Here is a 24,112-nt window from a genome sequence, read left to right as displayed (position 1 = left end):
TAAAATATGTTTATATTTTTCTACTTAAAGGAAATATTTTTGAAATTTTTTACATTTAATAAATTCTAAATCTTTTAAATTATTTTTAATAATTAAATATAGAATCAATTCGATTTCTTAGCTTTAATCATTGCCTCCAAAGCATCCCACATTTCCTGAGGAATATCTTCCAGCATATTGAATTCACCTGCACCCTGAAGCCATTCGCCACCGTCGATTGTTACGACTTCACCGTTCATATAAGCAGAATAATCGGAAACCAAATAGGCAGCAAGATTTGCCAATTCCTGATGCTCTCCCACCCTTCTCAAAGGAACTTTTTTTCTCATATCAAACTTTTCCTGCAAATCTCCCGGGAGTAATCTGTCCCAAGCTCCTTTTGTTGGGAAAGGTCCCGGAGCAATTGCATTGAAACGGATTCCATATTTTGCCCACTCTACCGCAAGAGATCTTGTCATGGCCAAAACTCCTGCTTTTGCACAAGCAGATGGAACGACGTAAGCTGAACCTGTCCAAGCGTAAGTTGTTACAATATTTAAAACTGTTCCTGATGTTTTTGAATCGATCCAATGTTTTCCAATAGAAAGGGTACAGTTTTTTGTTCCTTTTAGCACAATATCTAAAATAGAATCGAACGCAGAATGTGTTAGTCTTTCTGTGGGAGAAATGAAATTTCCGGCTGCATTATTTAGTAGAATATCTATTTTTCCAAATTCTTTTAAAGTTGCTTCTTTCATGGCTTCCACCTCATCCCAATTTCTTACATCACATGCAACACAAAGAACTTTTCCGCCTGTTTGTTCTTCCAATTCTTTGGCAGTTCCTTGTAATTTTTCCAAATTTCTTGAAGTAATTACCACTTTTGCGCCCAATTGAAGGAAATATTTAGTCATGGCTTTTCCGAGACCGCTTCCACCACCTGTAACGATGGCTACTTTATCTTTCAGTGCATCTTCACGCAACATGGGTTGTGTATATAGATTCATACGTTTTATTTTTTCTTAAAAATAATAAATATTGAGACGTAATGCTGCAAAATGAATTAAGAAATGATGCTGTAAATAGTTGTTTTGTTTTTGCGGATTCAAATTTTCAAGGTTTTTGAAACCTTGAAGCTTATTTTTGTACGGTCGCAAGTTCCTAGCCCAGATAGAAGCGGCATCCTTTTTTGTTGCGGCGGAGCGAAGCGAAGCCGTAACAAAAAAGATATAGCGGATAGCTGGAAATAGCTTCAAATAAAAACAAAAACAACCCGATAAAAAAATTATCGGGCTGTTTTTATATTGAACAAGATTAAATTAATCCAAATTAAGAAGCAACAACAGTTCCTTTGAAAGAAAGAGTTTTTGGAGTTTTGCTGTCACTAGTTGTAACGTTTACTGTTTTCATAAATGCTCCTGCCGCTGCTGCGTTGTAGCTAGCTTCTACGAAACCTTTTTTCCCAGGAAGGATTGGAGTTTTTGTGTAATCTGCCGTTGTACAACCACAAGATGGAGCTACGTTCTCGATGATGATTGGTTTTTTCGATGTGTTTGTAAATTCGAATCTTATTACTTTTGGTTTTCCTTGAGGAATGTTTCCAACGTCGATAGATTCTGATTTCCAAGTAACGTCTCCAAAGATTCTTACAATCGGAGAGTTATCCGTTGGAAGTACGTTTGCGTAAAATGGAGAGAATGCCAAAACAGCTAAAAGAGCAGTAATTTTTAAATTTTTCATGATATAAAATTTTATTAGTGGTTACACCGATTATTATTTTTGATATGACAAATGTAGGATGAAAATGAATACGACATGTTAATCGATCTCAAACATTTGTTAACAAGTTGTTAATGATCAAAGATAAATAGATATTTTTGGATAATATTGCTTGTATAAATGGAAATAAAGAAACTCAATATTATTATAACTCTAGGGTTTGTGGCTATTATCGGTATTTTGATAGCCCAGCTTTTGTGGACTCGCCAGGCGTATAATCTTGAGGACGAAAAATTTGACCAGAAAGTGAATATTGCCTTAATGGAGGTTGTTGAAAAGCTTTCCGGAGGTGAAACTTCTTTCACGGAAAGCCCTGTACAGAACGTTTCCAATGATTATTATGTTGTTAATATTAATAATGAATTTCATCCCGCCGTTCTTGAACATTATCTGAAAACAGAATTTACACGTTTGCAAATAAATACCGATTATGTCTACGCATTATACAATTGCCACAGCGACAAAATGATGTACGGAAAATATATTTCGAAACATCAGGAAAGTCCAAATACGGCTATTAAATTTCCGAAGCATAAAAATCTGGTTTATTATTTTTCTATTCGTTTTCCTGATAAAACGACTTACTTGATTAGTTCTTTGCGTTTTTGGTATTTGCTGACTTTTGCTTTAATTATCATTCTTTTGGTGTATGTTTATTCGATTTATACGATTATTCAGCAGAAAAAATTCTCGGAATTGCAAAGGGATTTTATTAATAATATGACCCATGAGTTTAAAACTCCGCTTTCGTCAATACTTCTGGCTTCCGAAGCATTAAAAAAGCAGGATGTCGTAAAAGAAAATCCGAAGTTGCAAACGTACACATCCATCATCACCGACCAAAGTTATAAACTCAATAATCATATTGAAAAAATATTGAATATTGCTAAAAACGATGCTTCCGGATTATCTTTAAAACCCCAACGAATCGTTTTATTGCCTTTTATTCAGGAAATTATTGATTCCATCAAGCATAAAAACGAAAAACTTTCTATTGAAATAAATATTGATAGCCAAATTTCAATCATCGCGGATGAATTTCACTTCACCAATATTATTTACAATATTTTAGATAACTCTATTAAATACTGTGAGACAAATCCAACAATTATAATTTCTGCCAATAAAGATTCAAAAGGTTTATATTTAAAGTTTAAAGACAACGGAATCGGAATTCCTTCTAAAAATATTCCTCAAATTTTTGACAAATTTTACAGAGTAAATACTACTAAAAGCGATGAAGTGAACGGCTTTGGACTTGGTTTATTTTACGTAAAAAAGATCGTCCAGCAGCACAACTGGAAGATTTCTGTTGAAAATAATAGCGACAAAGGAATTACGATCACGCTGTTTTTACCATTTTAAAATCGCTACATTTAATCATGGAAAAATCTAAAATATTATATGCTGAAGATGATAACACGATAGCTTTTCTGGTTCAGGACAGCTTGGAAAGTTATTATGACATTTCCTGTTATCCCGATGGGAAATCTGCGTTGGAAGCATTTAATAATGAGACTTTTGACATTTGCCTTTTGGATATCATGATGCCTGAAATCAATGGTTTTGAACTGGCGCAATACATTCGCGATAAAAATTCTGAGATTCCTATTATTTTTATTTCTGCAAAAGCTTTGAAGGAAGACAGGATCAAAGGCTTAAAAATCGGAGCAGATGATTATTTAGTAAAACCTTTCAGCATTGAGGAACTGATTTTAAAAATTGAAGTTTTTCTTAAACGCTCCAAGAAAACAAATATTTCGCCATCAAAATACAAAGTCGGAAAATATGATTTTGATCCCAAAAACTACACTTTACAAGATTCTGAAAATACAGTTACATTGACTCAAAGAGAATCTGAGTTGCTTTTTTATTTTATCCGAAATAAAAATACGGTTTTAAAAAGACAGGATATTTTGAAAGCAATCTGGGGCGATGATGATTATTTTATGGGACGAAGTCTGGATGTTTTTATTTCAAGATTGCGAAAAGTATTGGCGGATGAAGAAGGTATTTTCATTGAAAATGTTCATGGAGTTGGTTTTCGCTTTTCTGAAAAATAAATATTAAAAATCTATTTGTTTTACTTATATAAACGAAGCGCCTTTGTTTATCTTTAATTATCGTGTAATAAAAAAACTTTGTCTATCCTTGCGATAAAATTAAACGCAAAGCAAAAACAAAGAAAATTTATTTCAACTCAAAATTTAGATAAACAAAGGCGTTTCACTTATTTTCGATAAACAAGGATTTTAAAATAAAAACGATAAACAATTATTCTCTGATTTTATATAAATTTACTCTCCGAAAAAATATTCATACATGAAAAGGTCAGGAACTCCTATTTTTCTATTTCTTTTATTTTTTAGTTTAAATTTTAAAGCTCAAAAATTCGAAAAGTTATATCAATACGTCAATCCGTTGATCGGAACAGAAAAAATGGGACACACCTATCCCGGAGCGACTGCACCTTTTGGAGCTGTTCAATTAAGTCCCGAAACTGACACCATTTCTTATGAAATGAACGGAAAATACAACGGTGATGTTTATAAATATTGTGCGGGTTATCGTTACGAAGACAAGACGATTGTCGGTTTCAGTTCGACACATTTTAGCGGAACGGGACATTCTGATTTGGGAGATTTCTTAGTGATGCCGACTGTCGGAAAATTACAATTGAATCCCGGAACGTCAACAAATCCGGAAAGCGGTTACAGAAGTAGGTTTTCGCATCAAAATGAAAAAGCGGAAGCTGGATATTACAAGGTAAAATTGGATGATCACAATATTTTGGCGGAACTGACTTCCACAACAAGAGTTGGACTTCATCGTTATACTTTTCCAAAGTCTGATCAGGCTCATATTATCTTAGATTTGATGGCTGGAATTTACAACTATGACGGAAAAAATGTCTGGACTTACGTTCGTGTAGAAAACGGAAATACGATTACCGGTTACCGACAGACAAACGGTTGGGCAAGAACAAGAACAGTTTATTTTGCCATGAAATTTTCAAAACCATTTAAATCTTACGGTCAGAAAAATTATGACGGAAAGCAAGTTTATGGTGGATTTTGGAGAAAATTCGATCAGACAAAAAACTTTCCGGAAATCGCAGGTAAAAATCTGAAAATGTATTTTGATTTTGACACCAATGAAAACGAAGCGATTGAAATCAAACTGGCAATTTCTCCCGTGAGCCAAGCCAATGCTCTTCAAAACTTAGAAAAAGAAGCAGGAAATTTATCTTTCGATCAGGTAAAGGTGCAAACTCAGGAAAACTGGAATAAGGAATTAAACAAAATCGTCATTAAAGGTTCTGAAACAGAAAAAATGAATTTTTATACAGCGATGTATCATACTTTTATCAATCCGACAACTTATAATGATGTGAATGGTGAATATAAAGGTTTAGATCAAAATATTCATAAAGCAGAGGATTTCACAAATTATACTACTTTTTCGCTTTGGGATACGTATCGCGCTCTTCACCCTTTCTTTAATATTATTCAACCGAAAAGAAATGGTGACATGGTGAAATCGATGATGGCTCATTACGATCAGTTTTCAATGAAAATGTTGCCGATTTGGTCGCATTATGCGAATGATAATTGGTGTATGAGCGGTTATCATAGTGTGAGTGTGGTTGCAGATGCAATCATTAAAGGAAATTATCAAGGTGATGCAAAAGAAGCATTGAAAGCTTGTGTTGCAACGGCAAACAAAAGAGATTACGAAGGAATTGGGCAATATATTGATTTGGGATATATTCCTGCTGAGAAAAATGGAACTTCAGTTTCGAACACTTTAGAATATGCATACGACGATTGGGCAATTGCTCAGTTGGCGAAACATTTGGATGAAACGGAAATTTACAATCAATTCATCAAACGTTCCGAAAACTGGAAAAATAATTTTGATAAAACCGTCGGATTTATGCGTCCTCGTTTGGCAGATGGTAGTTTTAAGAAAGATTTTAATGCTTTGAGTACTCACGGACAAGGCTTTATTGAGGGAAATTCGTGGAATTACAGTTTCTTCGTTCCACAAAATCCGGATGAATTAATTCAATTAATGGGTGGAAAGAAAAAATTCGCTTCAAAACTGGATGAATTGTTCACCATGCATTTGCCCGATGAGTTTTTTGCAGATACAGAAGACATTACTAGAGAAGGAATTATCGGAGGTTATGTTCACGGAAACGAACCGGCGCATCACGTTGCTTATTTCTACAATTGGGCGGGACAACCTTGGAAAACACAGGCCCAAATCAGACGAATTTTAGAGATGCAATATAAAGCAACTCCCGATGGATTGGGCGGAAATGATGATGCAGGACAAATGAGCGCTTGGTATATTTTGAGTTCGCTTGGTTTTTATCCGGTTGCTCCGGGTTCGGAAGATTATGCAATTGGAAGTCCCGCAATTGATCATGCTATTTTGAATTTGGAAAACGGAAAAACGTTTGAAATCGAAGCCATCAATCAAAGTCCTAAAAATATTTATGTTCAGAAAATTCTTTTGAATGGAAGGGAAATTAAAAACTTTACATTGAAACATTCTGATATTATGAATGGTGGAAAATTGAGTTTTTATATGGATTCTAAGGCGAAGAAATAGTTTTACTTAAACGCAAATTGCACTAATATTTTGCACTAATTTTCACAATTAGTTATCTATAAATTTGTCATTCTGAAAAGAATCTAAAGTTGGGTTGTTTTTAGAATGACATTTTTTATTTACCACAGATCTCACAAATTTTCACAGATGTTTGTTTTGTAAATTTTTCATTCTCCGAACGACAACATTACTTTATTTTCTCTCGCAGATTTTGCTGATTACTCAGAGATTGCGTGTTCATTTTTTCATCGATAATTAAAGTTGAAAACCAGAATCCGTAATTTGCATACTAGAACCATGGTTTTGCATACATCTGAATTTTAATTTCTGCTGAAATTTGTATCAATAAAAATCAACAATATGAAATTGAATCAGATAAAATTAGGAAGTCAGGGGTTAATTGTTCCCAATATTGGTTTGGGATGTATGGGAATGACAGGCTTCGGAGATGCAGATATGTACGGAAAAACCGATGAACAAGAAGCAATTGCAACGATTCACCGTTCTTTGGAACTGGGTGGAAATTTTCTGGATACTGCCGACTTGTACGGTCCTTTTAAAAATGAACAATTGATTGCTAAAGCCATTGAAGGTAATCGTAATCAATACATTATTGCATCAAAATTTGGTTGGGAAATTGATGATAATGAACAGGTAACCTGGAAAATCAACGGAACAAAAGATTATGTAAAAAAGTCTATTGAACGTTCATTGAAAAATTTAAAAACAGATTACATCGACCTTTATTACATGCACCGTCTTGATAAGAATACGCCCATCGAAGAAACCGTCGGAGCAATGAGCGATTTGGTAAAAGAAGGCAAAATTAGCTACATCGGTTTATCGGAAGTTTCTTCTGAAACGGTGAAAAGGGCGCATGCGGTTCATCCGATTTCGGCAGTGCAAAGTGAGTATTCTTTATTTGAAAGAACGGTTGAAGAAAAAGGCGTTATCCAAACATTGCAAAATTTAGGAATTGGTTTCGTAGCCTATTCGCCTTTGGGAAGAGGATTTTTATCGGGAAATATCAAAACGATTGATGACTTGCCCGAAAATGATTTCAGGAGGGGAATTCCGCGTTTTCAAGGGGAACAGTTCCAAAAAAACATTGAGTTGGTGGAAGCGATTGAAAATATGGCGAAAGAGAAAAATATTACTTCTTCTCAACTGGCTCTGGCGTGGATCATCAGCAAAGAAATTCTTCCTATTCCAGGAACAAAACGCAGAAAATATCTTGAACAAAATATCGAAGCCTCAAAAATTGAATTATCTGAAAACGAAGTTCAAAAATTAGAAAGTATCGTACCTTTGGGAACTGATACAGGTGCTCCTTATGATGAATTCAGCATGGGGTTATTGGATTATTAATTTTTCGCCACGAATACACGAATTTTATTTATTAAATACATAATTATACATTTTTAAAACCATAAAAACGAAATTTTATTTTAGTATATAATTCGTGTATTCGTCGCTTAACCAAGTCCTAAAATCATCATTAATAATTTCTAAAATTTCAAATTATGAACACGATAAAATCTATTTCAGCATTTCACAGATTGCTTTCTCTTCCGGAACCGAAGCATCCGATGGTGAGTGTCATCAACCTTCATGAAAGTGTTTTTATTGAAGATGATGTTTGGAAGGGCTTTGTAAGCAGATATTATTGTGTCGCGCTGAAACGAAATGCTACAGGAAAAATAAAGTACGGACAGCAACATTATGACTATGACAAAGGCGTTCTTAGTTTTACAGCTCCAAATCAGGTTCAGTATCTGGATTTGAAGACGATGGATTGTAATAATACGGGTTATTTGTTGATTTTCCATGAAGATTTTTTATTGAAACACCCTTTGGCAAAGACTATTTCTTCTTATGGATTTTTTTCATACGCTGTAAATGAAGCCTTGCATTTGTCAGAAGATGAAGAAAATGACTTGCTTGAAATCATGTATAAAATTGATAAGGAATGTCTGCATATCGACCATCATACCCAAGAAATTATCTTGTCGCAAATTGAATTGCTGCTGAATTATTCGAAGCGTTTTTATGAGCGACAATTCATTACCCGAAAAAGCGGAAGCCACCAACTTTTAACGAAATTTGAAACTTTTTTGAATGATTATTTTAATCAACAATATTCTGATAAAGGACTTTTAACCGTTCATAAAATTGCAGAAGCAATGAATCTTTCCCCGAATTACCTGAGTGATCTTCTTAAAATTCATACCGGACAAAATACGCAGCAACATATTCACGAAAGGCTGATCAGTAAGGCTAAAGAAAAGCTTTCTACGACAGAGCTTTCGGTGAGTGAAATTGCTTATGAGTTGGGATTTGAGCATTCGCAGTCTTTTTCCACATTGTTTAAAAAGAAAACGAATATGTCTCCGTTGGAATTTAGGCAGTCTTTTAATTAAATTCCCCACAGATTTCACGTATTTTCACAGATGATTGTGTTTTTAAAACGTGAAAAAATATCTCGTAGATTTGGCTGATTAGGCAGATCTTTTTTTGTTGAATTTGTTTGATCTATAAGAGAAAAATTATGTTTTGGCTAAAGCCAATTTGAATTATTGTTAAAGATAAAGCGGACTAAAGTCCGCTCCTATTGATGATTATCTTATGTTTTTTAATTGAATTTAAAAATTCTCTTTAATTTTTCGTTTATGTGTTTTTCCCCATTCGGAAAGCGCGATGATTACAGGCTTTAGCGTTCGACTATAATCCGTTGAGATATATTCCACCACAACTGGTGTTTGCTCGGCGTGAACGACTCTTTTTACAAAACCATTCAATTCCAGGTCTTTCAATTCATTAGAAAGGACTCTTGCAGAAATTCCCTGAATATTTCTCTGAAGTTCGTTAAATCTGATATTCCCACTTTCCTGCAGTACAATGATAATTTTAAGTTTCCATTTTCCACCGATCACATAGATTGCGTCTTCGACAGAGGAAAGATTTTCGGAACATTTTTGAGCCGTAATTGGTTCTTCTAAAACTGCAGTATTTTCCATAAGTTCTAATTTTCAACTAACCTAAAGGTTACTACTAACCTTTTGTTTACTACTAACTTTTGATAAGCAAATGTACATAATTTTGTCAAAGAAATTTTAAAATTTAAAAAAATGAAAAACATACTTCACATTATTACAAGTCCTAGAAAGGAAATTTCGGCAAGCAGAAAATTAGGAAAAGCGATTATTGGAAAAATTCAGGAAAAATATCCAGATGCTATCATAAAAGATCGCGATCTTACAACAAGCCCTACTCCGCTTTTGGATGAAGCGCACATCAATACATTTTTCACTCCTGCGGAAAGCCACTCTTCCGAACAGCAATCGATTAACAAATATTCTGAAGATTTAATTTCTGAATTGAAAGAAGCTGATATTATCGTTATCGATTCGCCAATGTATAATTTTTCGGTTCCGGCAACGCTTAGAGCATACTTGGATTTCACTTCCAGAGCGGGATATACCTTTAAATATGATGAAAATGGACCAAAAGGTTTGTTGAATGATAAGAAATTATATATCGCTTTCACATCTGGAAATATCTATTCTGAAGGTCCTTATCAGATCTATGATTCGAATGTTCCTTATATCAAAAATGTTTTTGGATTTTATGGAGTTTCGGATGTTAGTGTTTTCCGTGCAGAAGGTCTGGCAATTCCGGGAATTATGGAAACGTCTTTGGATAAAGCGATTGAAGGAATTGCTATTGATTAATTTTTAAATATAAGTGTTAGAAAACGAAGCCTTTTCAAATTGCGAAGGCTTCGTTTTTTTATCGTTTAAAATAAATTTGATTTTTATTAAAAGCTCTCGCAGATTTTGCAGATAACACAGATTTTTTACGCAACATCCGCTAAATCTACGTTATCTGCGAGAGAAATAAATAAGTTTTGGCTAAAGCCAATTGTCCGTTTTAAACTAAAAAAAGCGGACTAAAGTCCGCTCCTATTGATATAATTATACTGTTATAATTTACTCCTGAACTTCAAAAAGCAAACGCTCTCCGAATTTCTGCTCGTTTATTTTTCCGTTTTCATAAACCAAATTTCCATTGACAAAAGTATGAGTAACTTTAGAATGGAAATTCATTCCTTCCAGCGGGCTCCATCCACATTTGTAAAGAATATTTTCTTTTTCCACCGTCCAGTTTTCATTTAGATCAACCAAAACTAAGTCTGCTTTGTAACCTTCTCTCACGAAACCTCTTTTCTCAATTCTGAAAAGAATCGCAGGATTGTGAGACATTTTTTCAACGATTTTTTCTAAAGAAATTTTTCCGTTTTTATAATTTTCAAGCATTACAACCAAAGAATGTTGTACCAAAGGCGCTCCGGAAGGACATTTTGTATACACATTTTGCTTTTCCTCCCATGTGTGAGGCGCGTGATCCGTTGCAATCACATCAATTCTGTCGTCCAACAATGCTTCCCAAAGTCCATCTTTGTCTTTTTGCGTTTTTACAGCAGGATTCCATTTAATTAATCCACCTCTTGTTTCATAATCTTCATTCGTGAAAGTCAAGTGATGAACACAAACTTCTGCCGTAATTTTTTTATCTTTTAAAGGAATATCATTTCTGAAAAGTTCTGTTTCCTTTGCTGTTGATAAATGGAAAACATGAAGTCTTGCCCCTGTTTTTTTTGCCAACTCAATGGCTTTTGAAGAAGATTTATAACACGCTTCTTCACTTCGGATCAAATGGTGGAATTTCACAGGAATATCTTCACCATATTCATCCATATATTTTTGAGTATTGGCTTTAATGGTCGCTTCATCTTCGCAGTGAACGGCGATCAACATTTTTGTATTGCTGAAAATATTTTCTAAAGTTTCAGGATTATCAACCAACATATTTCCTGTGGAAGAACCTAGAAATAATTTAATTCCGGGAACATTTCTTGGATTTGTTTTTAAGACTTCTTCCAGATTATCATTCGTGCCGCCCATCATGAAACCATAATTTGCGTAGGCTTTCTGAGAAGCAATTTCATATTTATCCGCCAATAATTCCTGAGTTACAGCATTCGGAACAGTATTTGGCTGATCGATGAAACTTGTTGTTCCCCCTGCAATGGCAGCACGGGATTCGGTTTCGATTTCACCTTTATGAGTCAAACCAGGTTCACGGAAATGCACCTGATCGTCAATCACTCCCGGTAAAAGATATTTTCCTTCACCATCGATAACTTGGTCTGCTTCTACAGAAATTCGAGAATCTATTTTGGAAATTAAATCATTTTCAATTAAAATATCGCCTTCAACGATCTTTCCTTCGTTGACGATTTTTACATTTTTGATTAAAGTCTTCATTTTTTAGTTAGAATTAGATGTTAGATATAAGAAGTTATATTTAAAAAACCATTTCTTATATTTTCAGTATAAAAGCAAAATTAAGGTTTATGAATGAATTTTAATGTCGTTGATAAAAAATCAATTTCTAAATATTTACATTTGCAGAAAAAATTTCGATTTTGTATAAGAAACTATTAGGACAAACAATCATTTACGGAGTTGGAGCAATTGCCCCAAGAATTATTTTATTCATTCTTAATCCGCTCTTGATTTATAAAATTCCAAATGAAGGTTTTGCCACTTTCACACAACTATACGCATGGATTTCTTTTGTAAATATCATCCTATCTTTTGGTTTTGAAACTGCTTACTTTAGATTTTCTGCAGAAGAAGGAAATGAAAAAAAGACTTTCAATACTTCCTTTTGGTTTTTATTTTCAACTTCTACGATTTTCCTAGCATTATGTTATTTTTTCAATCAACAATTAGCAGATTATGCAGGTTACCATGATAATCCTGAATATATTAGATGGTTTGCTTTAATTGCATTTTTCGATAATTTATTGGTCATTCCATTTGCTTGGCTTCGTTTTCATAATAAGCCAATCAGATATTCTGCAGTACGAATTGTGCAAGCAGTTTTTCAGGCAGTTTTTACAGCAGCATTATTCTTTTGGATCCCACAAAGTATTTCAAAGAGCTTCGGACTAGATCAAAATGTAGATTATCCTTTTTTTAGTAATCTTGCAGGAAGTGCATTAGGATTTTTATTATTATTTCCGATTATATTAAAAGTAAGATTTCAATTTATTACTTCTTTATTTAAAAGAATGATTAAATATTCATTTCCATTGATGTTGGCTGGTTTGGCATTTATGGTTAATGAAAATTTCGATAAATCAATTCAAAAAGGTCTTATTTCAGATGAAGAAGCAGGAGCTTATGGTGGTTGTTATAAACTTGCTGTTTTAATGACATTATTCGTAACCGCCTATAGAATGGGAATTGAACCTTTCTTCTTTAAGCAAATGGATAAAGGAGATTCTAAAAAAACCTACGCGAAAGTTGCAGAATATTTTGCATTTTTTGCGTGTGCTGTTGCATTAGGAATTATTGCAAATATCTCATGGTTGAAAAGTGTTTTTATTCCTAATAAATCTTATTGGATTGCAATAGATATTATTCCAATTATTGTTGTGGCAAATCTTTGTTTCGGAATTTATTATAATTTTTCCACATGGTATAAAGTAACGGACAGAACAAGTGTTGGAACGATAATCTCCTGGCTTGGAGCAGGTATCAATATTGTATTGAATCTTTTAGCATTAAAATATTTCCACAGTATGGTTGGTTCTGCATGGGCTACTTTTGGAGCTTATGTCATCATGATGATTGTATCCTATTTATTGGGACAGAAATATTATCCGATACCTTATAGAATGAAGAAAATGTCATTCTTCTTACTTTTATTAGGTGTATTCAGTTTGATTATTGTGAAATATCTTAATTATAATATTCTTACAAGTAATCTATTATTTTTAATCTTTGTTGGTATTTTGTTTTACTCCGAAAAAAACATGATCCTCTCAAAAATCAAAAGAAATTAAAGTTGGTATTGGTTTTGCTAATGATCAACTCTATTTTAATGCAGCAATGCTTTAAAGATATAAATCATATGCAACAACTATGATTTTAATTATTATCTTTAACCATAATATTAAAACTAACAAAAAAACATACCTATATAGTTTATGAAAATTATTGTTCCTATGGCTGGACGTGGTTCCAGATTACGTCCACATACACTGACAGTTCCAAAACCTCTTATTCCTATCGCAGGAAAGCCCATCGTACAGAGATTGGTGGAAGATATTGCTAAAGTTGCAGGTGAAGAAATTGAAGAAGTAGCATTTATCATCGGAGATTTTGGTCCGGAGATTGAAAAATCTCTTGTTCAGATTGCTGAAAAATTAGGAGCAAAAGGAAGCATCTATTATCAGAACGATCCTCTTGGAACAGCTCACGCAATCAAATGTGCAGAACAGTCGATGACGGGCGACGTGGTAATTGCTTTCGCGGATACATTATTTAGAGCCGATTTTCAATTGGATAAAAATTCAGACGGTGTTATTTGGGTGAAAAGTGTTGAAGATCCTTCTGCTTTCGGAGTGGTAAAATTGGATAACTACGGTTTTATAACGGATTTTGTTGAAAAACCGACAACTTTCGTTTCAGATTTGGCGATTATCGGAATTTATTATTTTAACAGCGCCGAAAAATTGATGGACGAAATCAATTATATCATGGATAATGATATCAAAAACGGTGGTGAATATCAATTGACAACTGCTTTAGAAAATCTCAGAGCAAAAGGAGCAAAATTTACACTTGGAAAGGTAAATGACTGGATGGACTGCGGAAACAAAAATGCAACCGTGGAAACCAACAGCAAAATTTTGGAGTATGAAAGAGAAGAAATGTCTCAATATCCTGCTTCTGCACAAATTGAAAATTCATTGATTATTCAGCCTTGTTTTATCGGGGAAAATGTGAAGATTTCAAATTCAAAAGTTGGTCCTGGAGTTTCTCTGGGGAATAATACCATAATTGTAAATTCAAATATCGAAAACTCTCTTATTCAAGAGAATACAAGAATTAATCACGGAAATTTATCCAACTCAATGATTGGAAATTCCGCACAGTATTTCGGAGTTGCAAGAGAAATTTCTTTGGGAGATTATTCGGTTTTGGATTTTTTGTCTAAATAAATTCAGAACAGAAAATATTTAACTTAAAATAAAGTATATTCAAGCCACACAAAATGTTTTGTGTGGTTTGGCGTTAATATTGCACCATATTTTTTTAAAATTGAAAAGGTAAATACATGAGAAACTGCATTATAGTACTAGTATTACTTTTTGTGGTCACTTCTTGTAAGACGAGAAATGCACACAGAAAGAAAGACAAAGACAACACGATAAAAGTAGACAGCACTTACGTTTTGGGGGACGACAATCCAAAGGATGTTAATTCTCCGATACGAAACAAATTGCCGTTTTTTGAACATGTATTGATACCTCCAAAATTCGAACAAATCAAGATCAACAGTAAAGTGAATGTAGAAACGGGTAGCTTTATTCCTACACTTGATGCTACCATTTATATTGAAAAAGACAAAAAAGTTTGGATGAATCTTACTGCACTTTTATTTAATGTAGCACGTGGGATTGCGACTCCGGAAGGGATCAAAGGCTTAGATAAAACCAGCAAATCATACATAGACTCAGATTTTGATTATTTAAATAATTTATTGAATGTCAATTTTATAGATTATGCCGCTCTAGAAAAAATTCTTATTGGAAGAACCTTCATTAAAATGAATGATTCTCAATTTACATTAACGAAGAACGCTCAAGGTTACAAAATGGCGTCGAATGTTAATCAGAAATTCGAAAACGAAGAAAAAAAGAGAGAATACAAAACGGTTTTACAGTATGATAATAATTACGACTTATTAAGTGTAAATTTAAGAGATGTCCTATCTTCCGACGAGCTTGAAATATCTTACAGCAATTGGGAAGAAATCAATGGTATTCGCCTTCCTAGAAATGTTAAAATAATTATAAAAGGCTCAAAAAACAGTCAAATCTTCCTAGAAAATACGAAATTTGACTTTTCGAAGATGGAAACACCCTATTCTGTACCATCTAGTTACAAGAAAATTGAGATTAAATGATTAAAAAATTTAGCTTTTTAATAGGAATTTTGGTGTTCGGACTGCATCTGGCACAGACTGGTGGCAAAAAAGAACAGCTTCAAAAACAAAATGCCGACCTTAAAAAACAAATTGCACAGATAAATACAGATCTAGCGAAAACTAGAAGCGAATCTAAACTTTCCGTTGCTTACCTTGATAATGTTAATAAAAAATTGGCATTAAGAGAAAAGGTTTATAACAATACGCAAAAGGAAAAGAGATTTATTGAAGACGAAATCTACCTTCGTCAGCTTGAAATCAACCGTCAAAACAGAGAATTAAAAGTTCTTAGAGACAATTATGCTAAAGTTTTGGTAAACGCCTATAAAAATAAAGGTGTACAAAATAAAGTAACCTTCATTCTTTCTGCTAAAAATATGGGAGAAGCACTAAGAAGGATGCAATATTTAAAACAATACGCAGATTATCAGGATAAAAAAGCAGCTGAAATTACAGATGCTGCTGCGCAAATAAAAAGATCAATTGCTTTAAAACAAAATTCGGCGAAAGAAAAAGCGAATTTATTAATAAATCAACAAAAAGATTTAACCACAATAAATGCTGAAAGAGCTCAAAAAGAGCAATTGGTTGCAGATTTCAAGAAAAATGAAGTAAAACTGACAGGCGAACTTAGACAGAAACAAACTCAGTCTAAAGCTTTAGAAGGGCAAATCCGATCAATTATTGCGGAAGAAATCAGAATTGCAAAAGCTGAAGAAGAAGCTAGAAAAAAAGCAGAAGCTGAGAAAATCCGTTTAGCAAAAATCGCTGCAGAAAGAGAAAAGGCAAGGATCGAAGCTGAAAATAAAGCGCGCGCAGAAGCATTAGAAAGAGAAAGATTAGCAGCAGAAGCCGAAGCAAGAAAAGCGGCAGAATTAGCAGCAAAAAGAGCAGAGGAAGAAAGGAAGCGTAATGAAGAAGCCTCAAGAGCAGAAGCCACCGCAAGAGATGAAGCTAGAAAAGTAGCAGCAAAAAAAGCATCTGATGAAGCAGCAGCAAGAGCAAAAGAAGCTTCTGATAAGTTGATCGCGGCGAGAGCAGCAGAAGCAGCATTGGCAAAGAGAAAAGAAGACGAGAAAAAAGCTGCGGAAACAAAGGCAATGACGAACTTTGGAGTTTCTACTGTTGCAGGAAGTAACTTTGCAGACAATAAAGGACGAATGGGATTCCCTGTAGAAAAAGGACAGATCACTCACCGTTTTGGAGTACAACAGCACCCTGTTTATAAAAATATCAAGGAAGAAAATAATGGAATTAAAATCGCAGTTCCTTCCGGAACTCGTGCCAAATCTGTATTCCCAGGAACTGTCTCTTCAGTCTTAGCAAACAGCGATGGAACGAAAACCGTTATGGTAAAACATGGAAACTATTTTACAATTTATTCCAATTTGGGAAGTGTAAGTGTTTCCAAAGGTCAGCAAGTATCTGCAGGCACTCCTGTAGGGGTTGTTGGTCAGGATTTTGACGGCTCGTATACACTTGATTTCCAGGTATGGAGCGGAACTACACCAGTTGATCCATTAGGTTGGGTTTCTTATTAAAAAAAGACTAACTTTGTAAAAAATTTAGAAATGAATACACTAACAATATTGTCATTATCTTGGCAACATATCTTAATCGTAGCGATACTTCTTGTATTACTTTTCGGAGGTAAAAAAATTCCGGAACTAATGAGAGGTGTAGGTTCAGGAATAAAGGAATTCAAAGATGCTGTAAAGGAAGAAGACAAACCAGGTTCTGAGAAAAAAACTTCTTCAACTGACGTTAATAATCCTTCTAGCAACTAAAATTCTTTAAAGCTCAATGAATTTTACTGAGACTGCATGGAAAGTCTTCAATCGATCTATTGAAGATTATCACGTGTTTGATGACGTTAACACTCTAATTAATAACCCGTTTGAAAAAGATACTTTGGAACGGATTTTGTATGCAAAGAACTGGATTGATACCGTTCAATGGCATTTGGAAGATATTATTAGAGATGAAAATATTGATCCGACTGAGGCTCTTCAGCTGAAGAGAACGATAGATGCTTCTAATCAGAAAAGAACTGATTTGGTGGAATTTATTGACAGTTGGTTTCTTAATAAGTTTGAAAATATAACTCCTAAACCTGAAGCAAAAATCAATACTGAAACTATCGCATGGGCGGTAGACAGATTATCTATTCTTGCTTTAAAAGTTTATCACATGTCGTTAGAAGCCAACAGAGAATCTGCTTCGGAAGAACATAGAGCAAATTGCCAGGCAAAGCTTGATGTGCTTCTTATTCAGCAGGAAGATCTATCAACTTCTATCAATCAGTTGCTTACTGATATTGAGAACGGTAATGTTAAGATGAAAGTGTACAAACAAATGAAAATGTACAACGATGAAAGTCTTAACCCAATCCTTTATCAAAAGGGGCAACAAAAATGAAACGATTACTTTTTTTTGGAGTATTAATAATTATAACATCTTGTGCAACGGAAAAACCAAATTTTTCTCCGTTGTCAACCAGTTTTTATAGTGAAACAAAAGGTTCTGATTCTGATCGTGGAGCAAAGAAAAGCATTGAAATTAATGTAAAAGAAAATGTAAATGCCTCTGAAATCTCCAACCTGATCTCAACTTTCCCTCAGTTTAAAAATACAGCTTTAAACAACGAAATTACCGCATTGAAGTATAGTTTGCAGAACTATTTATATGCAATCGATGCCAACAATTTGCAGGGAAAAAACAGATCCGCAAAAGACTTTGAAAAATCTTATAAAAAAATCCAGAAGCTGAGACAGAATCTTAATAAAGATGATGACGAGGTACTTAACAGATATTTGGTACGACTAAAAACCAATGTTTCTGCAATTGAAGATTCTATAAAAGGAAATTAAAAAACTAATTTAGGACTATTAATGATTAAAATTCAGGCGGAATCCAACGTTCCTACGGAACACGGCACTTTCCGAATGATTGCTTTATCCGAAAACGAAAATGATTGGATGCCTCACATGGCGATTGTCGCTGAAAATACAGACTTTTCTAAACCTGTTAACGTGCGTTTCCATTCAGAATGTATCACGGGGGAAGTTTTCCATTCAAAAAAATGTGAATGTGGGCAGCAACTAGACGCTGCTATGAAATATATCCATGAAAATGGAGGGATTATAGTTTACCTTCGACAGGAAGGAAGAAATATCGGGATCATCAATAAATTAAAAGCATACTCTTTACAGGAAAAAGGATTGGATACCGTGGAAGCCAATTTAAAATTGGGACTTCCTGCCGATGACAGAAATTTTGGAGTAGCAATTGATATCTTAAATTTATTAGGCGTAAAAGATATTAACCTTCTTACCAATAACCCAGAAAAGGTAAAATATGTAAAAGAAAGTAATATTCATCTGAATTCAAGAGTTCCTTTACAAATTCCGGCAAACGAGATCAGTAAAGGTTATTTGCAGACAAAGAAAGATTATTTTGGTCATTTATTGGATGATAATGACAACTAAATAAAAAGCAAAAGCTCCGAAATTTCTTCCGGAGCTTTTTTTGTAATTATAAAAAACTGAAAAGATATATTCTTAATTAATTTTGACAGTCTTTATTTTAGACTCATCAATATTATAATATTTAATTACACTATTATAATCCTCGTAATTTACACTAGCATTTTTACCTGCACTAGCCGGAACAAGTACAATTCTAAAAGTCTGACTATTTAAATATTGATTTGCTTCTGCAGAAGACATCGAATTTAAATTAAAATTTCCTGCAGCTCTGATATTAACCTCGTTTGTATTAAAATCAAAGTTATAATCTAATTCTCTGCCCGTATTTGGGGCAACTACATTATCTAAGTAATATGTTTTAGGAATACTCTCCCAAACATTCCCTACTCTTCTGTATACTAAAACTACATCTGTAGTTTGAATACTTATATCCATAGAAAGAGTCCAGTTATCACTACTTGTAAATGTTCCTGTAGCATCTTTCGATTGCGAATATGTATCATAATCTGTATTATCATCCTTACAGCTAAATATGAACAAGCTCACAAAAGCCACAAGTAAAATTGGAAGAAATTTTTTCATTTTATAAAAGTTTAGTTGTTTATTATTTATAAAGCGTATTCAAATCATATACCAAAAATTTCAAAAACTTTGTTTTCCTCATTTTTTTAATTGTATTTTTGTTCTTATTTCAAAAATTATGAAGAAACTGGTTTATACTTCCCTCTTTATTTTCTTATTTATAAGTTCAAAAGTATCAGCTCAATATCAGCCGAAAAACATCTCGAAAGAAGATCTCAAAAAGGCAAATCAATGGGTTGATAAGACATATAAATCCCTTTCTCAGGACGAAAAACTAGGTCAGCTTTTCATCGTTGCTCTTTATACCAACAAAGGTGAAAACGAGATCAATAATGTAAGAAACATCGTTGTAGATGATAAAATCGGAGGATTGATTTTGATGCAGGATGATGCAGCAAGAGAAATAAATCTTGTTAATGAAGTTCAGCAAAAATCAAAAGTTCCATTAATGATCGGAATGGATGCAGAATGGGGACTTTTCCAGAGAATTGCAAAGGCGCATAAATTCCCTTGGGCAATGACTTTGGGAGCTATTCAGGATAAAAATTTAATTTATCAGATGTCCGCCAAAATAGCAGAAGACTGCCGAAGAATGGGCATTAACTGGGATTTTGCGCCTGATGTTGATGTGAATACTAATCCTAATAATCCTATTATTGGAAACAGAAGCTTTGGTTCTGAAGTTAATAATGTAATAAATTCTGCTTCATCTTATGCAAATGGTCTACAGGACAATAACATTTTAGCAGCCATCAAGCATTTTCCTGGACATGGCGATACGAGTACCGATTCGCATTTAGATTTACCTGTCGTTTCACATAATTTAGATAGGCTAAACAATATTGAACTGGCACCTTTCAAAGCCTTGATGAATAAAGGAATCGGCGGTGTAATGGTCGCACATTTATACGTTCCCGCTTTGGAATCAGGAAAAGGAATTCCGGCTTCGGTTTCTAAAAATATCATTACTGGTCTGCTGAAAGAAAAATTAGGATACAAAGGTCTGATTATTACCGACGCCCTAAACATGGGCGCTGTAGCTAACAAATACAATCCGGGCGAATTGGATGCATTGGCCTTCAAAGCGGGAAATGACATCATGTTGTTTTCTCAAGGGGTTGCCAACGGTAAAAAATTAATTCAAAAAGCAATTGACAACGGAGAAATTTCACAGTCGAGAGTTGAAGAAAGTGTGAAAAAAATTCTTTTGACTAAATATTTCTTAGGCTTAGATAAATACACTCCAAAAAATCCTGAAAATATTAATTCAGATCTAAATAACGATTCTCATAAGGTTTTGGTTCAAAATTTATATTCAAATGCTTTAACTTTGTTAAAAGATGAGAAAAAATTGCTACCACTAAAAGGAAAACAGGTCTATTATATTCCTTTGGAAGAAGCACCTTATCAGACTTTTGCCAATCAATTAGGTTCAAATATAATCATTAAAAAAGCGAGTGAAATCAATACAATTCCTGCAAATTCTACAGTAATTGTTGGTTTACACAAAGATAATTCTACAGCTTATAAGCCTTATAAAATTTCGGATGCTTCGAAAAAAGTTTTAACAGATTTAACCAATAACCAAAATATTATTCTAAATGTTTTCGGAAGCGCTTATGCTTTGAAGGATATTGATATTTCAAAAATTTCAACCGTTTTGGTTTCTTATGAAAACAACGACGATTCTATGAACGCAACAGCTGATGCATTGAACGGGAAAACAAAAATCTGGGGCAGACTTCCTGTCTTGGTAAACGATAAATTAAAAGCAGGAATGGGAATTGATATGATTCCTTCAACTGCAAAATAAAGAAAGATCTTATACAAGTATTCAGGTACTTGGAAAAAGCTAGTACATATTAAAATTTAAAGCAAATAACCAGAGGTATTACCGAAAGCAATTTGCGACATCAAAACCACCATAAACCAATGAAAATAGGCATACTTTGCTATCCAACATACGGAGGAAGCGGAATCGTGGCAACAGAACTGGGAATGTCGCTGGCCAACAAAGGCTACGAGGTTCACTTTATAAGCAACGCACTTCCAGCGAGATTAGATATCACCAATCCGAATATTTTCTTCCACAGAGTAAATGTTCAGACTTACCCGCTTTTTCAGTATCAACCATATGATATTGCGCTGAGCTCGATGATTTACCGTGTTGTAAATCTTTACAAACTGGATTTGCTTCATGCTCATTATGCCATTCCCTATGCATATGCTGCGTTCACCGCAAAACAAATGCTAAAAGAAGATAATAACGATATTCCTTTGGTAACAACGCTTCACGGAACGGATATTACATTGGTTGGTCAGCATCCCAGTTATAAGCATGCGGTGGAATTCTCTATCAATCAATCAGATGCAATTACTTCAGTTTCTGAAAGTCTGAAAAGAGATACATTGCAGTTCTTTAAAATCAAAAAAGAAATTCAGGTGATTACCAATTTTATTGATAATTCTGAATTTGACGAGTGCAACGAATGCCAAAGAACCCAATTTGCCAATCCTGATGAAAAAATCTTAATTCACGTTTCGAATTTACGTCCAGTAAAGCGCGTGGATGAAGTTTTACAGATTTTCAAAAATGTTGAAAAGAAGGTAAAATCTAAATTAATCATCATTGGCGAAGGTCCGGATATGGAGAAAATCAATCAGTTCTTGGAAGAAAATCCTGAATTGATTTCTAAAATCCGTTTGCTTGGTAAGGTTAATGATTTATACAGAATTCTTCAGCTTTCAGACGTATTTTTATTACCCTCTGAACAGGAAAGTTTCGGTTTGGCGGCACTGGAAGCGATGGCGGCAAACACTCCGGTAATCAGTTCAAATGCAGGTGGAATTCCTGAGGTAAATATTCAGGGAGAAACCGGTTATTTAGCAGAAATCGGGAATGTGGAAGCGATGAGTAATTATTGCATCAAATTATTGAGCAATGATGAACTTTTAACCAAAATGAAGAAAAACGCGAAAGAACAAGCGATAAAATTCGATTTGAAAAATATTCTTCCTATATATGAGGAAATGTATAGAACGACGATCGAAAACTTTAAAAAAGAGTTGACAAACGTATAGCCTTTCCGCTATATTTGTGTTCAACTCATGACGGAAAAATTACTTCAATATCTTTGGAACTTTAAGATTTTCAAACATTTTGACTTCAAGGATATTGAAGGAAATTCCGTTGAAATACTGGACTTCGGAAAATGGAATACAGATTCCGGACCCGATTTTTTATCAGCAAAAATTAAAATCAACAATATTATTTTCGCTGGTAATATTGAACTTCATTTAAAATCTTCCGACTGGATTTTTCATAATCATTCTCTTGATCCCAATTACCAAAACATCATTCTTCATGTCGTTTTTCAAAATGATTGTGAAATTGACGAATTCAAAAATAAAAATATTCCGACTCTGGAATTAAAGAATCATATTGACGAAAATGTTTTTTGGAAATATGAAAAATTGATTAGCGGAAATCAATTTATTCCATGTGAAAATATCTTTGATTCTAATAAAATTCCTATCAACTTTCATGAAGAAAATCTCTTAAAAAAGCTGGAAGAAAAATCGCTGGAATTTGAGAATAACTTAAAAAAGTTTAAAAATAATTTTGAAGCCGTTTTGTTTCATTCTCTCGCCTATTCTTTTGGCTTAAAAGTTAACGCTTTAATTTTTAGACAAATTGCGGAAAGCATCGATTTTAATATTATTCTAAAAATTCAACAAAATCAAACTCAATTAGAAGCTTTACTTTTTGGAATCTCCGGTTGGCTGGCAAATCCACAAGACGATCAAATGAAAATCTGGAAACGCGAATTTGATTTTATTAAAGCTAAGTTCAATATTTCAGATTTAAAAATTCATCCTAAATTTTTAAGATTACGACCTCCGAATTTCCCGACGATTCGTTTGTCACAATTGGCAAATCTTTATTTCCAACATCAGAATTTGTTTTCAAAAATTATTCATGTTCAACATTCAGAACAATTATTTGAAATTTTTAAAGATGTAAAAGCTTCGGAATATTGGAATAATCATTTTAATTTCGGAAAGATTTCGACTATCGACCAATCTAAAATTTTGACGAAAGATTTTATTGAATTAATTATCCTAAACACCATTTTGCCTTTAAAATACACATATCACAAATATCATAATGAAGAAATTGCCGATGAAATTCTAAACTTTTATAAAAATCTTTCGGCTGAAAAAAATTCAGTTATTGATGATTGGAAAAAGCTGGGTTTAAAATTTAAAACTGCTTTAGAAACTCAGAGCTTGATTTATCACTTTAAAAATTCATGTGAAGAAAAAAATTGCTTAAATTGCGGTATTGGATTTAAACTTTTAAAAGAAAACTAAATGTTTGATAATATTCGCCACAAAATGGAAAGAGAATGGTTTGGTGTACTGACGAGAACAGGCGCTAAACTGGGTATTCCTGTCTCTAAACTGAGAATATTTTTCATCTATTCTACTTTTGCTACGGCTGGTTTTTTCTTTTTAATCTATTTGGGTTTAGCATTTACACTTTGGGTGAAAGACATTTTCATCACCAGAAGACCCAATGTTTTTGATTTATAATC

The 24,112-nt window shown here is 33.7% G+C and carries 23 protein-coding genes; 18 read left to right on the top strand and 5 right to left on the bottom strand.

What is annotated here, in order from left to right; translation table 11 throughout:
• Window positions 1-104 precede the first annotated feature (104 nt).
• Window positions 105-986 carry an SDR family oxidoreductase gene (locus tag ACKX2A_RS14250; protein WP_415325415.1) on the bottom strand — a complete coding sequence of 294 codons (882 nt, stop codon included), beginning with the start codon at window positions 984-986 and terminating at the stop codon, window positions 105-107.
• A gap of 322 nt (window positions 987-1,308) precedes the next feature.
• The gene (locus tag ACKX2A_RS14245; protein ID WP_415325414.1) at window positions 1,309-1,719 is read right to left on the bottom strand and encodes a DUF1573 domain-containing protein; all 411 of its coding nucleotides are present in this window, start codon (window positions 1,717-1,719) and stop codon (window positions 1,309-1,311) included.
• A gap of 159 nt (window positions 1,720-1,878) precedes the next feature.
• On the opposite strand from ACKX2A_RS14245, the gene ACKX2A_RS14240 reads away from it, so the two are divergent.
• The 5 genes from ACKX2A_RS14240 (at window position 1,879) to ACKX2A_RS14220 (ending at window position 8,798) form a co-directional block, all read left to right on the top strand.
• Window positions 1,879-3,123, top strand: a complete 1,245-nt coding sequence (locus ACKX2A_RS14240; RefSeq protein ID WP_415325413.1) for a sensor histidine kinase — start codon at window positions 1,879-1,881, stop codon at window positions 3,121-3,123.
• Between the two features lie 17 nt (window positions 3,124-3,140).
• The gene (locus ACKX2A_RS14235; RefSeq protein ID WP_415325412.1) at window positions 3,141-3,821 is read left to right on the top strand and encodes a response regulator transcription factor; all 681 of its coding nucleotides are present in this window, start codon (window positions 3,141-3,143) and stop codon (window positions 3,819-3,821) included.
• A 259-nt stretch (window positions 3,822-4,080) separates the two neighbouring features.
• Window positions 4,081-6,378, top strand: a complete 2,298-nt coding sequence (locus ACKX2A_RS14230; RefSeq protein WP_415325411.1) for a GH92 family glycosyl hydrolase — start codon at window positions 4,081-4,083, stop codon at window positions 6,376-6,378.
• Window positions 6,379-6,738: 360 nt separating this feature from the next.
• Entirely contained in the window at window positions 6,739-7,746 is a 1,008-nt protein-coding gene (locus ACKX2A_RS14225) for an aldo/keto reductase (protein WP_415325410.1), read from the top strand.
• 155 nt (window positions 7,747-7,901) lie between these two features.
• Window positions 7,902-8,798, top strand: a complete 897-nt coding sequence (locus ACKX2A_RS14220) for a helix-turn-helix domain-containing protein (RefSeq protein ID WP_415325409.1) — start codon at window positions 7,902-7,904, stop codon at window positions 8,796-8,798.
• Window positions 8,799-9,020: 222 nt separating this feature from the next.
• Here ACKX2A_RS14220 and ACKX2A_RS14215 read toward each other — a convergent pair whose 3' ends face one another.
• A complete protein-coding gene (locus ACKX2A_RS14215) occupies window positions 9,021-9,395 on the bottom strand; it encodes a winged helix-turn-helix transcriptional regulator (protein ID WP_415325408.1) in 375 nt (124 codons plus the stop codon).
• Between the two features lie 111 nt (window positions 9,396-9,506).
• On the opposite strand from ACKX2A_RS14215, the gene ACKX2A_RS14210 reads away from it, so the two are divergent.
• The gene (locus ACKX2A_RS14210) at window positions 9,507-10,109 is read left to right on the top strand and encodes an FMN-dependent NADH-azoreductase (RefSeq protein ID WP_415325407.1); all 603 of its coding nucleotides are present in this window, start codon (window positions 9,507-9,509) and stop codon (window positions 10,107-10,109) included.
• A gap of 258 nt (window positions 10,110-10,367) precedes the next feature.
• On the opposite strand, the gene ACKX2A_RS14205 is transcribed toward ACKX2A_RS14210, so the two are convergent.
• A complete protein-coding gene (locus ACKX2A_RS14205) occupies window positions 10,368-11,705 on the bottom strand; it encodes a dihydroorotase (protein ID WP_415325406.1) in 1,338 nt (445 codons plus the stop codon).
• Between the two features lie 161 nt (window positions 11,706-11,866).
• Between ACKX2A_RS14205 and ACKX2A_RS14200 the strand changes: the two genes are divergently transcribed.
• The 8 genes from ACKX2A_RS14200 (at window position 11,867) to ribA (ending at window position 18,932) form a co-directional block, all read left to right on the top strand.
• Complete coding sequence (locus ACKX2A_RS14200) at window positions 11,867-13,294, top strand: oligosaccharide flippase family protein (RefSeq protein WP_415325405.1); 1,428 nt, start codon at window positions 11,867-11,869, stop codon at window positions 13,292-13,294.
• A 144-nt stretch (window positions 13,295-13,438) separates the two neighbouring features.
• A complete protein-coding gene (locus tag ACKX2A_RS14195; RefSeq protein WP_415325404.1) occupies window positions 13,439-14,455 on the top strand; it encodes a sugar phosphate nucleotidyltransferase in 1,017 nt (338 codons plus the stop codon).
• Between the two features lie 116 nt (window positions 14,456-14,571).
• Window positions 14,572-15,423 (top strand): DUF4292 domain-containing protein, encoded by an 852-nt coding sequence (locus ACKX2A_RS14190; RefSeq protein ID WP_415325403.1) that lies wholly within the window; start codon window positions 14,572-14,574, stop codon window positions 15,421-15,423.
• Entirely contained in the window at window positions 15,420-16,985 is a 1,566-nt protein-coding gene (locus tag ACKX2A_RS14185) for a peptidoglycan DD-metalloendopeptidase family protein (RefSeq protein WP_415325402.1), read from the top strand. Before ACKX2A_RS14190 ends, ACKX2A_RS14185 begins: the two co-directional genes overlap by 4 nt.
• A 30-nt stretch (window positions 16,986-17,015) precedes the next feature.
• On the top strand, window positions 17,016-17,231 hold the full coding sequence (locus ACKX2A_RS14180; protein ID WP_306617660.1) for a twin-arginine translocase TatA/TatE family subunit: 216 nt from the start codon (window positions 17,016-17,018) through the stop codon (window positions 17,229-17,231).
• 16 nt (window positions 17,232-17,247) lie between these two features.
• Window positions 17,248-17,862: a DUF4254 domain-containing protein gene (locus ACKX2A_RS14175; RefSeq protein WP_415325401.1), complete on the top strand. Its 615-nt coding sequence runs from the start codon at window positions 17,248-17,250 to the stop codon at window positions 17,860-17,862.
• Window positions 17,859-18,314, top strand: coding sequence for a hypothetical protein (locus tag ACKX2A_RS14170; protein WP_415325400.1), 456 nt, complete (start codon window positions 17,859-17,861; stop codon window positions 18,312-18,314). Before ACKX2A_RS14175 ends, ACKX2A_RS14170 begins: the two co-directional genes overlap by 4 nt.
• 21 nt (window positions 18,315-18,335) lie before the next feature.
• The gene (gene ribA, locus ACKX2A_RS14165; RefSeq protein WP_415325399.1) at window positions 18,336-18,932 is read left to right on the top strand and encodes a GTP cyclohydrolase II; all 597 of its coding nucleotides are present in this window, start codon (window positions 18,336-18,338) and stop codon (window positions 18,930-18,932) included.
• 72 nt (window positions 18,933-19,004) lie between these two features.
• On the opposite strand, the gene ACKX2A_RS14160 is transcribed toward ribA, so the two are convergent.
• Window positions 19,005-19,478 (bottom strand): hypothetical protein, encoded by a 474-nt coding sequence (locus ACKX2A_RS14160; protein ID WP_415325398.1) that lies wholly within the window; start codon window positions 19,476-19,478, stop codon window positions 19,005-19,007.
• A 154-nt stretch (window positions 19,479-19,632) separates the two neighbouring features.
• Here ACKX2A_RS14160 and ACKX2A_RS14155 point away from each other — a divergent pair, with 154 nt between their 5' ends.
• The 4 genes from ACKX2A_RS14155 to ACKX2A_RS14140 all read left to right on the top strand — a co-directional run bounded on the left by ACKX2A_RS14155 (window position 19,633) and on the right by ACKX2A_RS14140 (window position 24,110).
• A complete protein-coding gene (locus ACKX2A_RS14155; protein WP_415325397.1) occupies window positions 19,633-21,327 on the top strand; it encodes a glycoside hydrolase family 3 protein in 1,695 nt (564 codons plus the stop codon).
• 119 nt (window positions 21,328-21,446) lie between these two features.
• Window positions 21,447-22,595 carry an N-acetyl-alpha-D-glucosaminyl L-malate synthase BshA gene (gene bshA, locus ACKX2A_RS14150; RefSeq protein ID WP_415325396.1) on the top strand — a complete coding sequence of 383 codons (1,149 nt, stop codon included), beginning with the start codon at window positions 21,447-21,449 and terminating at the stop codon, window positions 22,593-22,595.
• 27 nt (window positions 22,596-22,622) lie between these two features.
• Window positions 22,623-23,888 (top strand): DUF2851 family protein, encoded by a 1,266-nt coding sequence (locus ACKX2A_RS14145; RefSeq protein ID WP_415325395.1) that lies wholly within the window; start codon window positions 22,623-22,625, stop codon window positions 23,886-23,888.
• Entirely contained in the window at window positions 23,889-24,110 is a 222-nt protein-coding gene (locus ACKX2A_RS14140) for a PspC family transcriptional regulator (RefSeq protein WP_415325394.1), read from the top strand.
• The last annotated feature ends 2 nt before the right edge of the window (window positions 24,111-24,112 follow it).

Origin of the sequence: Chryseobacterium sp. MMS23-Vi53 (assembly GCF_047651245.1) — a bacterium.
GTDB lineage: Bacteria > Bacteroidota > Bacteroidia > Flavobacteriales > Weeksellaceae > Chryseobacterium.
This window is presented reverse-complemented; position numbering and strand designations above follow the sequence as displayed.

Excerpts from the sequence above, each read along its gene's own strand:
- ACKX2A_RS14250 (WP_415325415.1), bottom strand. The coding sequence starts at position 986 with ATGAATCTATATACACAACCCATGTTGCGTGAAGATGCACTGAAAGAT.
- ACKX2A_RS14245 (WP_415325414.1), bottom strand. The coding sequence starts at position 1,719 with ATGAAAAATTTAAAAATTACTGCTCTTTTAGCTGTTTTGGCATTCTCT.
- ACKX2A_RS14240 (WP_415325413.1), top strand. The coding sequence starts at position 1,879 with ATGGAAATAAAGAAACTCAATATTATTATAACTCTAGGGTTTGTGGCT.
- ACKX2A_RS14235 (WP_415325412.1), top strand. The coding sequence starts at position 3,141 with ATGGAAAAATCTAAAATATTATATGCTGAAGATGATAACACGATAGCT.
- ACKX2A_RS14230 (WP_415325411.1), top strand. The coding sequence starts at position 4,081 with ATGAAAAGGTCAGGAACTCCTATTTTTCTATTTCTTTTATTTTTTAGT.
- ACKX2A_RS14225 (WP_415325410.1), top strand. The coding sequence starts at position 6,739 with ATGAAATTGAATCAGATAAAATTAGGAAGTCAGGGGTTAATTGTTCCC.
- ACKX2A_RS14220 (WP_415325409.1), top strand. The coding sequence starts at position 7,902 with ATGAACACGATAAAATCTATTTCAGCATTTCACAGATTGCTTTCTCTT.
- ACKX2A_RS14215 (WP_415325408.1), bottom strand. The coding sequence starts at position 9,395 with ATGGAAAATACTGCAGTTTTAGAAGAACCAATTACGGCTCAAAAATGT.
- ACKX2A_RS14210 (WP_415325407.1), top strand. The coding sequence starts at position 9,507 with ATGAAAAACATACTTCACATTATTACAAGTCCTAGAAAGGAAATTTCG.
- ACKX2A_RS14205 (WP_415325406.1), bottom strand. The coding sequence starts at position 11,705 with ATGAAGACTTTAATCAAAAATGTAAAAATCGTCAACGAAGGAAAGATC.
- ACKX2A_RS14195 (WP_415325404.1), top strand. The coding sequence starts at position 13,439 with ATGAAAATTATTGTTCCTATGGCTGGACGTGGTTCCAGATTACGTCCA.
- ACKX2A_RS14190 (WP_415325403.1), top strand. The coding sequence starts at position 14,572 with ATGAGAAACTGCATTATAGTACTAGTATTACTTTTTGTGGTCACTTCT.
- ACKX2A_RS14185 (WP_415325402.1), top strand. The coding sequence starts at position 15,420 with ATGATTAAAAAATTTAGCTTTTTAATAGGAATTTTGGTGTTCGGACTG.
- ACKX2A_RS14180 (WP_306617660.1), top strand. The coding sequence starts at position 17,016 with ATGAATACACTAACAATATTGTCATTATCTTGGCAACATATCTTAATC.
- ACKX2A_RS14175 (WP_415325401.1), top strand. The coding sequence starts at position 17,248 with ATGAATTTTACTGAGACTGCATGGAAAGTCTTCAATCGATCTATTGAA.
- ACKX2A_RS14170 (WP_415325400.1), top strand. The coding sequence starts at position 17,859 with ATGAAACGATTACTTTTTTTTGGAGTATTAATAATTATAACATCTTGT.
- ribA (WP_415325399.1), top strand. The coding sequence starts at position 18,336 with ATGATTAAAATTCAGGCGGAATCCAACGTTCCTACGGAACACGGCACT.
- ACKX2A_RS14155 (WP_415325397.1), top strand. The coding sequence starts at position 19,633 with ATGAAGAAACTGGTTTATACTTCCCTCTTTATTTTCTTATTTATAAGT.
- bshA (WP_415325396.1), top strand. The coding sequence starts at position 21,447 with ATGAAAATAGGCATACTTTGCTATCCAACATACGGAGGAAGCGGAATC.
- ACKX2A_RS14145 (WP_415325395.1), top strand. The coding sequence starts at position 22,623 with ATGACGGAAAAATTACTTCAATATCTTTGGAACTTTAAGATTTTCAAA.
- ACKX2A_RS14140 (WP_415325394.1), top strand. The coding sequence starts at position 23,889 with ATGTTTGATAATATTCGCCACAAAATGGAAAGAGAATGGTTTGGTGTA.